The organism is Bacillus sp. FG16 (genome assembly GCF_057809515.1).
Genome location: NZ_JBMDKC010000020.1, coordinates 16,735 through 28,984, shown reverse-complemented (window position 1 = coordinate 28,984; position 12,250 = coordinate 16,735). Strand labels below are relative to the sequence as shown.

The 12,250-nt window shown below is 35.0% G+C and carries 12 protein-coding genes; 9 read left to right on the top strand and 3 right to left on the bottom strand.

The window, feature by feature from the left end:
• Positions 1 to 26 precede the first annotated feature (26 nt).
• The 4 genes from amyS (at position 27) to ACODS7_RS09970 (ending at position 5,366) form a co-directional block, all read left to right on the top strand.
• Positions 27 to 1,568: an alpha-amylase gene (gene amyS / locus ACODS7_RS09985; RefSeq protein ID WP_043936329.1), complete on the top strand. Its 1,542-nt coding sequence runs from the start codon at positions 27 to 29 to the stop codon at positions 1,566 to 1,568.
• A gap of 494 nt (positions 1,569 to 2,062) precedes the next feature.
• The gene (locus tag ACODS7_RS09980; RefSeq protein ID WP_043936328.1) at positions 2,063 to 3,964 is read left to right on the top strand and encodes an endonuclease MutS2; all 1,902 of its coding nucleotides are present in this window, start codon (positions 2,063 to 2,065) and stop codon (positions 3,962 to 3,964) included.
• Positions 3,965 to 3,970: 6 nt separating this feature from the next.
• Complete coding sequence (locus ACODS7_RS09975; protein WP_043936327.1) at positions 3,971 to 4,495, top strand: GNAT family N-acetyltransferase; 525 nt, start codon at positions 3,971 to 3,973, stop codon at positions 4,493 to 4,495.
• Between the two features lie 160 nt (positions 4,496 to 4,655).
• Positions 4,656 to 5,366, top strand: a complete 711-nt coding sequence (locus ACODS7_RS09970) for a histidine phosphatase family protein (protein ID WP_043936326.1) — start codon at positions 4,656 to 4,658, stop codon at positions 5,364 to 5,366.
• Between the two features lie 65 nt (positions 5,367 to 5,431).
• On the opposite strand, the gene ACODS7_RS09965 is transcribed toward ACODS7_RS09970, so the two are convergent.
• A complete protein-coding gene (locus tag ACODS7_RS09965; protein WP_043936325.1) occupies positions 5,432 to 6,397 on the bottom strand; it encodes a quinone oxidoreductase family protein in 966 nt (321 codons plus the stop codon).
• A 122-nt stretch (positions 6,398 to 6,519) separates the two neighbouring features.
• Here ACODS7_RS09965 and ACODS7_RS09960 point away from each other — a divergent pair, with 122 nt between their 5' ends.
• The 3 genes from ACODS7_RS09960 (at position 6,520) to ACODS7_RS09950 (ending at position 8,720) form a co-directional block, all read left to right on the top strand.
• Positions 6,520 to 7,413, top strand: a complete 894-nt coding sequence (locus tag ACODS7_RS09960; RefSeq protein ID WP_029442909.1) for a LysR family transcriptional regulator — start codon at positions 6,520 to 6,522, stop codon at positions 7,411 to 7,413.
• Between the two features lie 300 nt (positions 7,414 to 7,713).
• Positions 7,714 to 8,226 (top strand): YjfA family protein, encoded by a 513-nt coding sequence (locus ACODS7_RS09955; protein ID WP_000473732.1) that lies wholly within the window; start codon positions 7,714 to 7,716, stop codon positions 8,224 to 8,226.
• A gap of 17 nt (positions 8,227 to 8,243) precedes the next feature.
• A complete protein-coding gene (locus ACODS7_RS09950; protein WP_029442908.1) occupies positions 8,244 to 8,720 on the top strand; it encodes a DUF2690 domain-containing protein in 477 nt (158 codons plus the stop codon).
• Between the two features lie 113 nt (positions 8,721 to 8,833).
• Here the strand turns inward: ACODS7_RS09950 and ACODS7_RS09945 are convergent, their stop codons facing one another.
• Complete coding sequence (locus ACODS7_RS09945) at positions 8,834 to 9,322, bottom strand: DinB family protein (protein WP_000902416.1); 489 nt, start codon at positions 9,320 to 9,322, stop codon at positions 8,834 to 8,836.
• 192 nt (positions 9,323 to 9,514) lie between these two features.
• On the opposite strand from ACODS7_RS09945, the gene ACODS7_RS09940 reads away from it, so the two are divergent.
• Together ACODS7_RS09940 and ACODS7_RS09935 are read left to right on the top strand one after the other, a co-directional pair.
• Positions 9,515 to 9,970, top strand: a complete 456-nt coding sequence (locus ACODS7_RS09940; RefSeq protein WP_001081119.1) for a DinB family protein — start codon at positions 9,515 to 9,517, stop codon at positions 9,968 to 9,970.
• Between the two features lie 192 nt (positions 9,971 to 10,162).
• Positions 10,163 to 11,200 carry a DUF4003 domain-containing protein gene (locus ACODS7_RS09935; RefSeq protein ID WP_141542558.1) on the top strand — a complete coding sequence of 346 codons (1,038 nt, stop codon included), beginning with the start codon at positions 10,163 to 10,165 and terminating at the stop codon, positions 11,198 to 11,200.
• Between the two features lie 123 nt (positions 11,201 to 11,323).
• Here the strand turns inward: ACODS7_RS09935 and ACODS7_RS09930 are convergent, their stop codons facing one another.
• Positions 11,324 to 12,088 (bottom strand): DUF817 domain-containing protein, encoded by a 765-nt coding sequence (locus ACODS7_RS09930; protein ID WP_098629682.1) that lies wholly within the window; start codon positions 12,086 to 12,088, stop codon positions 11,324 to 11,326.
• Between the last annotated feature and the right edge of the window lie 162 nt (positions 12,089 to 12,250).

The window sequence follows — 12,250 nt, the reverse complement described above, 5'->3', positions numbered from 1 at the left end:
CTTTCTTAGAAGGGGATGGTGTACAGATGTTTAAAAGAATAACAATAGTCGGATTGTCAGTTGTTATGTTTTTACCTAGTATATATGAGGGGAGTAGAGCATATGCAGATACAGTTAACAATGGAACGTTAATGCAGTATTTTGAGTGGTATGCTCCGAATGATGGGGATCATTGGAATCGTTTGCGTACTGATGCTGAAAATTTAGCGCAAAAAGGAATTACATCTGTTTGGATACCCCCTGCATATAAAGGAACTACGCAAAATGACGTAGGATATGGAGCATATGATTTATATGATTTGGGGGAATTCAATCAAAAGGGAACAGTGCGGACGAAATATGGGACGAAAGCACAATTGAAATCTGCAATTGACGCTTTACATAAGAAAAACATCGATGTATACGGTGATGTAGTTATGAATCATAAAGGTGGGGCTGATTATACGGAAACTGTCACAGCAGTTGAAGTAGACCCGAGCAATCGAAATGTTGAAGTATCAGGTGATTATGAAATTAGTGCGTGGACAGGCTTTAACTTTCCAGGGCGTGGAGATTCTTATTCTAATTTCAAATGGAAATGGTATCATTTTGACGGAACAGATTGGGATGAAGGAAAGAAATTAAACCGAATTTATAAATTTAGGGGCATAGGTAAAGCGTGGGACTGGGAAGTGTCTAGCGAGAATGGGAATTATGATTATTTGATGTACGCGGATCTTGATTTTGATCATCCAGATGTTGCGAATGAAATGAAAAAATGGGGAACGTGGTATGCGAAGGAATTAAATTTAGATGGCTTTCGTTTAGATGCTGTTAAACATATTGATCATGAATATTTGCGCGATTGGGTAAATCATGTTAGACAGCAAACGGGGAAAGAAATGTTTACAGTAGCTGAATATTGGCAAAATGATATCCAGACTTTAAATAATTATTTAGCGAAGGTCAATTATAATCAATCTGTGTTCGATGCACCACTTCATTATAATTTTCACTATGCTTCAACAGGAAATGGGAATTATGATATGAGAAATATTTTAAAAGGAACGGTAGTTGCGAATCATCCTACACTTGCGGTTACTCTAGTTGAAAATCATGATTCACAGCCTGGTCAGTCATTGGAATCTGTAGTGAGCCCTTGGTTCAAACCGTTGGCATATGCATTTATTTTAACGCGTGCAGAGGGATATCCTTCTGTTTTCTATGGTGATTACTATGGTACAAAAGGAAATAGTAACTATGAAATTCCAGCGTTAAAGGACAAAATTGATCCGATTTTGACGGCACGAAAAAACTTTGCATATGGTACGCAGCGGGATTATTTTGATCATCCAGATGTAATTGGCTGGACAAGAGAAGGTGATAGTGTACATGCTAATTCTGGTTTAGCAACATTAATCTCTGATGGACCAGGAGGGTCAAAGTGGATGGATGTTGGAAAGAATAATGCAGGGGAAGTATGGTACGATATTACGGGTAATCAAACAAATACTGTAACAATTAATAAGGATGGTTGGGGACAGTTCCAAGTAAGTGGAGGATCAGTTTCCATATATGTTCAGCGGTAGGTTTCCCCCTTCTTTTTTACATGCTGCATAGTTATAAAGGTATGACACCTTTACTTTTCACGTAACATATAGTATGATGATTTCAATAAATTAGATTTCAATGACTATAATATAAATTAATGAGAGGTGCTTTTTTGTGAGTGCGGTAGGTACTAAATAGGAAAAATTTAATGAAATAAATCGGATAAAATCAGGGGATTTTTATGTGTATCATACCCCTAAATTTGTCATGGATTTATTTCGATACCTATGAAGATACCTACAACACTTTATAAAGCGTGTAATAAGGGGATTGCCATCCGTTTTTTATGGTTTATTTCCTCATATGTTATTGCACATGCCTTGTAAATGTAAAAGCTGCGGTATCCCCGCAGCTTTTTTGTATATATTTTTAATGTATAAAAATGGTAATTGGATAATGTAGAACTCATTGGAATCTAATGAGTAGGTATCTTCATTTATGATAAAAATCAATCATTGTGAGGAGAAACAAAATGAATACGATGACTTTTGAAAAGTTACAATATAACGAATTAAAGGATATAGTGAAATCTTATTGTGTAAGTGGATTAGGTAAGGAATTACTAAACAAATTAGAGCCGAGTACGAGTCTAAAAGTAGTGAGAAATCGCTTGAATGAAACGACAGAAGCACGAGCTATATTAGATGCAGAGGGGCATGTTCCTTTCTTCGGCATTTCTAATATTGCTAGTACAATTCAAAAATTAGAAAAAGGGATGATTTTAGACCCAGAAGAATTAGTAAGTGTTTCAGACTTTTTACGTGGGTGTAGAAAGATTAAAAAGTTTATGTTAGATAAAGAATTTTTTGCACCAGTATTAGCTTCTTATGCAAATTCAATGACTGAATATAAAAGTATTGAAGAGGAAATTAACTTTTCAATTAAAGGAAATAGTATTGATGTAGCTGCAAGTAAAGAGCTAAAGCGAATTCGAAATAATATCGATTCTGTAGATGGGAAAATAAAAGAACGTTTAACGAAGTTTTTAAATAGTAGTGCAAATAAGAAATTCATTCAGGAATTCTTTATTAGTAAAAAGGATGACCGTTATACGATTCCAATTAAATCTTCCTATAAAAACCAAGTTGCTGGAAGTATTATTGAAGCCTCGGCAAAAGGTTCTACTGTATTTATAGAACCACATACGGTTACGAAATTGAATGCAGAATTAGCAGGCTTGAAAGCAGAAGAAGCGGTTGAAGAGTATCAGATTTTAGCGACTTTATCAGGAATGGTGTTAGAAAACATTTATAGTATAAAGATTAACATGGAGCTAATTAGTCAGTATGATATGGTATTCGCGAAAGCGAAGTTTAGTAAATCGATTGATGGAATAGAACCGAAGTTAAACGATCATGGCTACATTCATTTAGTGAATTGTAAGCATCCGCTTTTAACAGGGCAAGTTGTACCGTTACATTTTAAAATTGGTCAAGAGTATCGTAGTTTAATTATTACAGGGCCGAATGCGGGCGGAAAGACAATTGTGTTAAAAACGATTGGATTGTTAACATTAGCTACAATGTCAGGCCTTCATATTGCAGGAGATAAAGGTACAGAAATTGCTATTTTCGAAAATGTATTCGTAGATATTGGTGATAATCAAAGTATTGAAAATGCACTAAGTACATTTTCTTCTCATATGAAAAATCTTTCTGAGATTATGAGGATGTCAAATAATAATACGTTGCTATTATTTGATGAAATAGGAAGCGGTACAGAACCGAATGAAGGTGCAGCACTTGCAATATCTATTTTAGAAGAGTTGTACCTTGCGGGATGTATTACCGTTGCGAGTACGCATTACGGAGAAATTAAACGATTCTCAGAAATGCACGATGACTTTATGAATGCAGCGATGCAATTTAATAGTGAAACGTTAGAGCCGCTTTATAAATTAGTTATTGGCAAATCAGGGGAAAGTAATGCACTTTGGATTGCAAACAAAATGAACGTAAAAGAACATGTACTGAAAAGGGCGAAAGAGTACATGGGAAATAAAGAGTACGCTTTAGAAAAAGTGAATGAAAGTAAAATTAGAAAACCGAAATTTGTACAAGAAAAAAGAGAATCTCATTATGAGTACAAAATCGGCGATCGTGTGAATTTATTGGATTATGATGATTTTGGTATCATCTATAAGGAAAAAGATAATTTTTATAACGTTGATGTATATTATAACGGTGAATTCGTTGAAGTAAATGTAAAACGTATTACTTTAGAGGTAGCAGCGAAGGAGTTATATCCAGAAGGATACGATTTAAATACACTATTTGTTGATTATAAAGAAAGAAAAATGCAACACGATATTGAGCGCGGATCGAAAAAAGCACTGCGTAAAATTCAAAAAGAAATAAGAAAGAATAGAGGATAAGTTAAAATGGTAACGATTAGACAAGAACAAAAAAATGATTATAGAAAAACAGAAGAAGTCGTAAAAGAGGCATTTTCACTTGAAGAATTTAGCGATAAAACAGAACATGAACTTGTAAAACGTATTAGAGAATGTGACGCATTTATTCCGGAGTTATCAATTGTTGCGGTAGATGAAGATATAGTTGGTCACATTATGTTATCGAAAATTACAATAGAACAAGATGGAACTTCTGTAGAATCGTTAGCACTTGCACCAGTTTCAGTTACTAGGGGCCATCAGAAGAAAGGAATTGGCGGAAAACTGATCACGGCTGCTTTAGAAAAAGCGAAAGAACTTGGATACGGATCAGTTGTAGTATTAGGACATCCAGAGTACTACCCGAAATTTGGTTTTAAGAAAGCAAGTGAGTGGAATATAAAAGCACCGTTTGAAGTGCCTGAAGAGGTATTTATGATAATGGAATTAACAGAAAATGCTCTTCAAGGTGTAGAAGGAATTGTACAATATTCGAGTGCTTTTGCTGAGTAGGAGTACCGGTTAAGAAATGTAATCATAAAAGATGCTATCTTTTTGTATGGATATACAGAAAGATAGCTTTTTTTATTAAGCGGATCTACTGACGTATATTTTGCTCAATGAATAATTGAGGTGGTAAAATTGATATAGAAACGTAAAGGGAGAGAATGAAATGAATAAGCGAGAAACAGATAGCAATGAGAATGCAGTTACGTTATATGTTACAAGGCACGGTAAAACAATATTAAATACGAATCATCGCGCGCAAGGTTGGGCAGACTCTCCATTAGTAGAAAAAGGTGTGGAAGTTGCTACAAATTTAGGAACAGGATTAAAAGATATTCATTTTATGAATGCGTATAGTAGTGATAGCGGCCGCGCGATTGAAACTGCTAATTTAGTATTAAAATATAGTGAGCAATCAAAATTGAAACTTGAGCAAAGAAAAAATTTGCGAGAATTAAATTTCGGTATTTTTGAAGGTGAAAAACTTGAGAATATGTGGGATGTGGTTGGAAAAGCTGCGGGCGTTGCATCACCAGAAGAACTCATGAAGTTTTCTATTCAAGAAGTTATCGATCTTATTAGAGCAGCAGATCCTACGAAACAGGCGGAAGATTGGGAATTATTTTCTACTCGTATAAAAGTAGAGATTGATAAAATTAGTGAAGAAGCTGCTAAAAATGGCGGCGGTAACGTATTAGTTGTCGTTCATGGGCTTTTGATTACTGCCTTAATAGAAATGTTAGACAGTAGCAAAACAAAACTTGGGGTGGAAAATGCTAGTGTGACGAAGATTGTATACCAAGATGGAACATATACAGTCGAGTCGGTTGGAGATATGAGTTATGTTGCAAAAGGGAAAGAAAGTGTTGAAATATAATTAAATCTCAAATAGAAATAAGAAAAGGAAGGTAGAGAAATCTAGCTTCCTTTTCATTTTGTGAATTATGGGATTAATAAAATCTTCCCAGTACTTTTACGGCTTTCTAATAATTCATGAGCACGGGCACCGTCTTGTAAAGAGAATGTAGTAGGATTTGAAATGTTTAATTTTCCAGTTGCGATCCAATCAAATAATTGAGTGGAGCGCTGCTTACGTTCTTCATAAGTGGTAAGAACGTTCCAAAGGTCTCCGCCAGTTAAAGTTTTTGAAGTATCCATAAGCATACGTGGATCAACTGGAGCAGGATTACCACCAGCCATTCCGTAAAATACGACAGTACCGCCAATTTTAGTAGCGTTAAAACTTTCCTCTAATGTAGAACCTACTGATTCATATACAACATTTACTCCAGTTCCATTAGTCATTTCAAGTACTTTCGTATGCCATTCTTCGTTATATAAAAATACGTGATCGGCACCAGCTAATGTAGCTATCTTTGCTTTCTCTTTTGATGACGTTAAACCAATTACTTTTCCGCCATATAGTTTAATCATTTGAACGAGAAGTTGACCGACGCCACCAGCTGCAGCGTGTACTAAAGCTATATCACCTTGTTTTAGTTGATAGCTATCTTGCGTTAAATAATGTGCTGTTAATCCTTGTAATAAGACAGAAGCGGCTGTTTCAAAAGAAATAGAATCTGGTAGTGGGATTACTTTTTCAGATGGAACGGCAACCAGTTCTGCATTTGCAAATGGGACGTCCGCAAATGCAATACGGTCTCCTAGGTTGATAGTAGTAACGTCAGCTCCTACTTTTTCAACAATTCCAGCTCCTTCATAACCTAATACATAAGGCGGATTGCCAGCAAGATGATAATCGCCGCGGCGTCTATAAATATCAGCGAAGTTTAATCCGATTGCTTTCGTGCGGACTAGAATTTCATTTGGATTTATGGTTGGATCATGTATTTCTTTATATTGTAGTACATCTGGACTTCCAAACTGTTCGAAACAAAGTGCTTTCATATGGAATACCTCCATTTTATTGTTTGTCGATGCTCTTTATCATACAATATAAATATCAATAGACAAAGAGGATTAATTCGATGGAATCAATCGGAAATATCGATTGAAAAGAGGGATGATAAATGGAGATAAAACAATTAATTACATTTAAAGTAGCAGCAGATACTTTGAACTTTACACAAACTGCGAAGAAATTAAACTTTGCTCAATCGAGCGTGACAGCGCAAATTAAAACGTTAGAAGCCGAGCTTGGTACACCGTTATTTGAAAGATTAGGAAAACGTCTTTTCTTAACTGAAGCAGGAAGAAAGTTTCAACTATATGCGGACAAGATTATTGCACTTAGTAACGAAGCAAAGACGGCCGTGAAAAATGATGAGGAAATAGCAGGTACGTTAATAATTGGTGCACAAGAAAGTCAATGTACATACAGACTGCCTTCTATATTAAAGAAGTTTAAAGCACAATTTCCTCAAATAAAACTTATATTTAAACCAGCACATTCTAATAAAGATGCGAAGGAACAATTGATGGAAGGGAAAGTAGATCTTGCATTTATTTTGGACGAATGTAAAACAGAAGATGTTTTGCATGTGGAACCACTTATGAAAGAAGAATTAAAAGTAGTAGCTGCTCCAGGGCATCGTTTACTTGAACAACCTTCAGTTTCTATAAAAGATTTAGAGAGTGAAACACTTTTACTAACAGAATTAGGCTGCTCGTATCGGACTTTATTTGAAGAGCTATTTCGCGGGGAAGATGTATATCCAGCAAATAAAATTGAATTTGTTAGTGTTGAAGCAATTAAACAATGTGTTATTGCAGATTTAGGCATAGCCGTTTTACCAGCAATAGTAGTAGAAAAAGATATACGAGAGGGGACGATAAAAGAGTTACATTTAGAAAATACAATCTCTCCGATTTATACGCAAATCGCTTGGCATAAAGATAAATGGATGACAGCACCACTGCGACAATTTATTGATGTAACGAGGGAGTTTTTTGTAACGGATTAAGTGGAGAAATATTTATTTTATATAAAAGAAAAAATGGCAATTTTGTATAAAGAACCGATGCTTGAATATAACAAGTATCGGTTCTTTTATGTTTTAAATATAGAATGCTATAAAATGTGTATTTCTCAACTTTTTTTCTTACAAGGATAAGTAAAATTTTTCGTATATTCCAATAATCATAAGGGAATTTACAACGTTTATACGTTTCTGTAAGATGCCTCTAGGAAGCGTGAAAGGAGGACTTACATAGCGGTATAGTTTGTCTTTAGTATACGTACTTATTGTGAGGAGGAATTTAAAATGTTTAAAAAGTTAATGAAAGTATGCGTGTTAAGTGCGGCAAGTATAGGTGTATTATTTAGTTTTCAAGGAAGTACATTTGCAGCTACTGATTTAAGTAGTTATTATGACGGGAAAAATCCAGCAACAACGAAAGTATACGGGGGAAGTACGACGTGTGATGCAGATGGATTTAATGCAAAATCTACAGCTGTATATGAAGGTAGTAAAAAAGTAGGGACAGTGTATTTACGTTACAGTAATAAATGTCATGCAGCATGGGCTAAGTTTGTTTTAGATCAACCAGCACCAGCTGTTTCGGGAGGAGTGTACGCGTACGCTGTTGTGAATAAATACAAAAATGGTGTATTTCAAAAATCAGTTACTTCTAATCAGGGGAACGGCACAATAAAAACAGGTCAAACGAGCACTTATACAGGAATGGTATTTGATTTAACTGCTGATTTCGGATACACAGCAGATGCTGAAGCAGTTACGTTTAATAACGGTTACGGGAAAACAGCACGTTATTAATAAAGGAGTGAAATGATATGAAACTTTTAAAAAAGACGAGTGCATGTTTATTGCTATCTTTACTCGTTGTAACTAGTATGTTTAGCACGACTAATAGCGATAAAGCATACGCAGAAGACCATTCATATGATGGGAAAAGTCCTTATTATAACAGCTGTGATCAATCTGCAGTAACGAAAGAAAAGAAGTGGATTGATTCAAATTCGTATGTGGAATTAAAATTTAGCACGACGTGTAAAACAGCGTGGGCAAAAGTTACTGTAACGCGTGCAGCGGTTTATAATAACGAAGCTGATGCAAGGATTGTTAGAAAAACAGATGGAAAGGCATACACTTGTGGAAGTGCTGGAGGAAATGGTGTTGTAAATAAAGGGCAAACATCATGCTATACGCCAATGGTATATGACTTAGATCCAAGAAAGGCGCAAGCGCAGGGGAAACATGCAATACCGAATAGTGATGCTTATAATTATGCGGAGACTATTTGGTATTGATGAGGATATGGAGATTGTAAGATAGAATATTTTAAGAGCATGTTTTGATTGGATTTCAAAACATGCTCGTTTTGTATTCATTCTAATTTTTTCGGTAATCATGGACCATTGAATTAACTAAGGTCTGTATCAGGAGGATTGTATCCAAGGTGACGAGCCATTGATACAATTTGTCCTTTATGATGAAACTCATGAGTCTCTGTATGAGTTAAAAGCCATAGCGGAGTTGTGCTCCAAGGTTCTCTTTGCCATTTCACTTCATTTGCTATGTTTTCAAGCCAACGATCATTGTATTCATTTAAAAAACTTTGTACAGTCTCATCTACTAATTTAAATCTAGCACGGACTTTCGCGACATCTGCATGCTCAATTTCGTAATCGCTAGCAAATGAAAAATCTGCTCTTTTTTGCTTGAATGCGAATGACCCAAGCCAGTATCGATAGCAATCGGCTACATGAATATGTGTCTTTATAATGCTACCGCTCCCGAAATTCGGAACAGTGCTATGTAATTTTTCTAATGGGATTTCTTCTAAAAATGTGAATAGAGTTTCTCTTGTAGAGCTAATAAGATTATATTGCTGTTTTAAAATATGTAACATGCAAGTACACTCCTCTTTTATTTACATAGTAAGTAATTCTATATTTACGAGGAGTGAACCTTTTTATTATTTTTAATAAGCATATTAGATGTATTTCTTATTTGTTTCTGATAGATTAAACAAGGTGAAACTTTAATAAGTTGAACATTCTTAGTTCATAATAAATTGTACATCAAGAAGGAGAACGATAAAATGAATAGACTAGTGGGTTTAAAACAATTTGAAATAACGCGCGGGGCGTTACTTAAATTTATGGAAACGTTAGATGATAAAACTGCGGATACGCAGCCAGAGGGTTTTAACAATACAATTCGTTGGCATATCGGTCACGTGTTAACAGCAGCAGAAGTTTTCATGTTTGGAAAAGAATTCAAACAATTACCAACTGAATATCCAGGTATGTTTGGGTATGGATCACGACCATCTAAATGGAAAACAGAAGGACCATCGTTAGAAGTATTAACGGCTCAATTAAAAGAACAAGCAAAACGTATTAACGAAATTCCAGCAGAAGCATTTGAAAATAAACTGCCAGAGCCATTCCTAGGATTGGAAACAGTAGGGGAGCTTTACGGTATGATGCTTTATCATGAAGCTGATCATATTGGGCAAATGAAAGCGATGGAACGTATTATTAAAGCTCTTTAGTCTTAATTGCATATAACAAGCAATACAGTTGTAATGTTAAATAATATATACAAAAAAGGTCGATAAATTATTATCTACCTTTTTTGTATAACTTCTTGAAGGATTAGGGATTATCATCGTGGTGCTGATGAAGAAGGATAAGAGAATGTTATAATTTTTATGGTGTGATTATTAATTATAGTATTCCTAAATATGGAATATACGTATAATAATAGAGAAGAACTAGAAATAGGGGTGAATACTATGATTACATTAGAGCAAAAGTTGGAGCAATATAAACATACATATGTACAGTTAAAGGGAGAACTAAAATGGAAAACGAGTGATTCTCGAACAGGAATGATGATTGCTGCTATGTATGCAGGTAGTGATAAATTGTTTGATCTCGGACGTTTTTTAGAAATTAGTAGTTATATTAAGAATCAGGTAGGGATGTTTTCATACTTAAAGTCTTATCATCGTTTTGTAGTGGCCGCAACATTAGATATTCACTTTACAGATTACAAGGAAGCTTTTCGGACGTTTTTAGATTTATATGAACAATTGGTCACTGGTGGCTTTAGCCGGAGTATATTTACTTATCTCGCAGCAGCTGTGCTTTTAACAGAAGAAAATGAACAGCATGGCACACATATTCAGCGTTCGATGCAAGTATATAAACGCATGAAAAAGGATCACCTCTTTCTTACAAGTACAAATGATTATCCGCTCGCAGTTTTATTAGCAGGACAATCAGAGCATGTAGAAACACTTATGGACCGAGTGGAACGTCTTTATCAGAAACTAGCGACAGCTGGTTTGCGTAAAGGGAATGATCTTCAATTTTTGAGTCATATTCTTTCACTAAAGAAGGATGTCAGGGAAGAACTATTAGTTGCAAAATGTACAAATATATGGAATTTGTTAAAGCAAGAAAAGATAAAAGTAAAACAGATGCATTACCCAGCTATCGGGCTACTAGCGTTACTCGAGGACGGAGAAAAAGAGATTCATTCTATTCGAGCATTTATTGAAAAATTGCAGGGGGATAAATTATTCCGTTGGCATACAGATACAAATATTCTTATTGCTATTCAACTGTTCGTAAGTCAGAAAGGTGAGGAAAGTAAAGCTACCAACACAGGTTTACAAACAATGATAGAAGTCCTCATACAAGCACAACAAGCAGCTATGATGGCAACGATTGCCGCTTCATCTGCAGCAACCTCTTCTGCTAGTAGTAGTTCATAATATGCAACTGCTTATGCTCTTGTAAATTATAACTCCTTTGATAAGGACTGTTTAAAAAATATTACTAAAAAAGCCCATCACTCTCTTATGAGTGATGGGCTGCCTGTTTTTACATAATCAGTATTATCTTTTTGATTCCTTCAAATGTTTGAGCTGCGTGACAATCATAATGCTAATAACAACGAGTAAAAACCATGAGCTAATTTTACTTAAGTGAACGAGATTCCACGCTTCCCGTTGATTTGGATATTGCCATGCACCGAAAAATGTTACGATGTTCTCTGCAATCCAAATGAAAAATCCGATAAGGAAAAAGGAGAGAATGAGTGGCATTTTATATGTAACACCTTGTAATGAAAATTGTACAAATGTGCGAGAGAAAACAATGAATAGTAGTAAAGTTAATATCCATCTAAAGTCGTATGTAAAGTGGTGTGTGAAAAAATTGAAGTAAATCATAGCTCCTAACGGTACGGCAAAAATAGCTTTCGGCCAATGATGCATTTGTAAATGCAACCTTCTCCACGCTTGGCATATGTAACTTGCGACACTAGCATACATAAAACCGCTGTAAAGCGGGACTCCAAAAATCTTTGAATATGCCTCTTCAGGATAACTCCATGAACCAAAATGGACTTTATATATTTCTAGAAAGAGTCCGATGAGGTGAAAGACAGTGATTACTTTTAACTCGTCTTTCGTCTCAAGTCCAGTCTTGTACATAATCCACTGCATAAGAAGGCATACGATGAGTATGAAATCATAACGATATAACCCTGGGATTGAAACAATTTTTGACAGGGCTAGTGTTAAGAAAATAACGACTGGGAATAAGCAAGATAATGCTTGCTCGTAAGTGAAATATAGTAGTTGTTTTATATAGAACATTGTGTCACCTTCGGTATCTTTATTAGAAAAATCAAAATAATTAATAAGTATACTACAATTTAAAAAATAATCCAGTAGTCTATTTTGCATGTATTTGTAAGTTTTAGAAGGGAATTGTAATGAGTATTTTAATATTGTAGCAAAGTAAAAAAATAGTTTGCT

What these genes read in the sequence shown, in the direction of transcription:
- ACODS7_RS09940 (WP_001081119.1), top strand. Translation starts at nt 9,515, where the DNA reads ATGAATAGACTAGTGGGTTTAAAACAATTTGAAATAACGCGCGGGGCG.
- amyS (WP_043936329.1), top strand. Translation starts at nt 27, where the DNA reads ATGTTTAAAAGAATAACAATAGTCGGATTGTCAGTTGTTATGTTTTTA.
- ACODS7_RS09945 (WP_000902416.1), bottom strand. Translation starts at nt 9,322, where the DNA reads ATGTTACATATTTTAAAACAGCAATATAATCTTATTAGCTCTACAAGA.
- ACODS7_RS09955 (WP_000473732.1), top strand. Translation starts at nt 7,714, where the DNA reads ATGTTTAAAAAGTTAATGAAAGTATGCGTGTTAAGTGCGGCAAGTATA.
- ACODS7_RS09970 (WP_043936326.1), top strand. Translation starts at nt 4,656, where the DNA reads ATGAATAAGCGAGAAACAGATAGCAATGAGAATGCAGTTACGTTATAT.
- ACODS7_RS09950 (WP_029442908.1), top strand. Translation starts at nt 8,244, where the DNA reads ATGAAACTTTTAAAAAAGACGAGTGCATGTTTATTGCTATCTTTACTC.
- ACODS7_RS09965 (WP_043936325.1), bottom strand. Translation starts at nt 6,397, where the DNA reads ATGAAAGCACTTTGTTTCGAACAGTTTGGAAGTCCAGATGTACTACAA.
- ACODS7_RS09930 (WP_098629682.1), bottom strand. Translation starts at nt 12,088, where the DNA reads ATGTTCTATATAAAACAACTACTATATTTCACTTACGAGCAAGCATTA.
- ACODS7_RS09960 (WP_029442909.1), top strand. Translation starts at nt 6,520, where the DNA reads ATGGAGATAAAACAATTAATTACATTTAAAGTAGCAGCAGATACTTTG.
- ACODS7_RS09980 (WP_043936328.1), top strand. Translation starts at nt 2,063, where the DNA reads ATGAATACGATGACTTTTGAAAAGTTACAATATAACGAATTAAAGGAT.
- ACODS7_RS09935 (WP_141542558.1), top strand. Translation starts at nt 10,163, where the DNA reads ATGGAATATACGTATAATAATAGAGAAGAACTAGAAATAGGGGTGAAT.
- ACODS7_RS09975 (WP_043936327.1), top strand. Translation starts at nt 3,971, where the DNA reads ATGGTAACGATTAGACAAGAACAAAAAAATGATTATAGAAAAACAGAA.